The sequence below is a fragment of the Atlantibacter hermannii genome (genome assembly GCF_009907385.1).
Taxonomy (GTDB): Bacteria; Pseudomonadota; Gammaproteobacteria; order Enterobacterales; family Enterobacteriaceae; genus Atlantibacter; species Atlantibacter hermannii_A.
In genome coordinates, this window is sequence record NZ_JAAATR010000096.1 from 1 (window position 1) to 1097 (window position 1097).

The following is a 1097-nucleotide window of genomic DNA, read 5'->3' on the forward strand; positions in this document are numbered from 1 at the left end:
AGAACTTTAGCAACAACGCCCGCGCCAACGGTACGGCCGCCTTCACGGATTGCGAAACGCAGACCGTCGTCCATCGCGATCGGGTGGATCAGGGTAACAACCATTTTGATGTTGTCGCCCGGCATAACCATCTCAACGCCTTCCGGCAGTTCGATGGTGCCAGTCACGTCAGTGGTACGGAAGTAGAACTGCGGACGGTAGCCTTTGAAGAACGGAGTGTGACGGCCGCCTTCGTCTTTGGACAGAATGTACACTTCAGATTCGAACTTGGTGTGCGGCTTGATGGAGCCCGGCTTAGCCAGTACCTGACCACGTTCGATTTCTTCACGCTTGATACCACGCAGCAGAACGCCAACGTTCTCGCCCGCACGGCCTTCGTCCAGCAGTTTGCGGAACATTTCAACGCCGGTGCAGGTGGATTTCGCGGTGTCTTTGATGCCCACGATTTCAACTTCTTCACCAACCTTGATGATACCGCGCTCCACACGACCGGTCACAACGGTACCACGGCCGGAGATGGAAAATACGTCTTCGATCGGCAGCAGGAACGGCTTGTCAATCGCACGCTCTGGTTCCGGGATGTAAGAATCCAGGTAGCCAGCCAGTTCGATGATTTTCTCTTCCCACTCTGCTTCGCCTTCCAGCGCTTTCAGCGCGGAACCGCGAACGATCGGGGTGTCGTCGCCCGGGAAGTCGTACTGAGACAGCAGTTCGCGAACTTCCATCTCTACCAGTTCCAGCAGCTCTTCGTCATCAACCATGTCGCATTTGTTCAGGAACACGATGATGTACGGAACGCCTACCTGACGACCCAGCAGGATGTGCTCACGGGTCTGCGGCATCGGGCCGTCAGTCGCAGCAACAACCAGGATCGCGCCGTCCATCTGCGCAGCACCGGTGATCATGTTTTTCACGTAGTCGGCGTGGCCCGGGCAGTCAACGTGCGCGTAGTGGCGAGTCGGGGTGTCGTATTCAACGTGAGAAGTGTTGATGGTGATACCACGAGCTTTTTCTTCCGGCGCGTTATCGATCTGATCGAATGCACGAGCAGAACCACCGTAGGTTTTAGCCAGAACGGTAGTGATGGCAGCGGTCAG

The 1097-nt window shown here is 56.4% G+C and carries 1 protein-coding gene; it reads right to left on the bottom strand.

Going from position 1 to position 1097, the window contains the following annotated elements:
* On the bottom strand, window positions 1-1097 hold a 1097-nt coding region (gene tuf, locus GV764_RS19315), incomplete at both ends, for an elongation factor Tu (protein ID WP_161661521.1).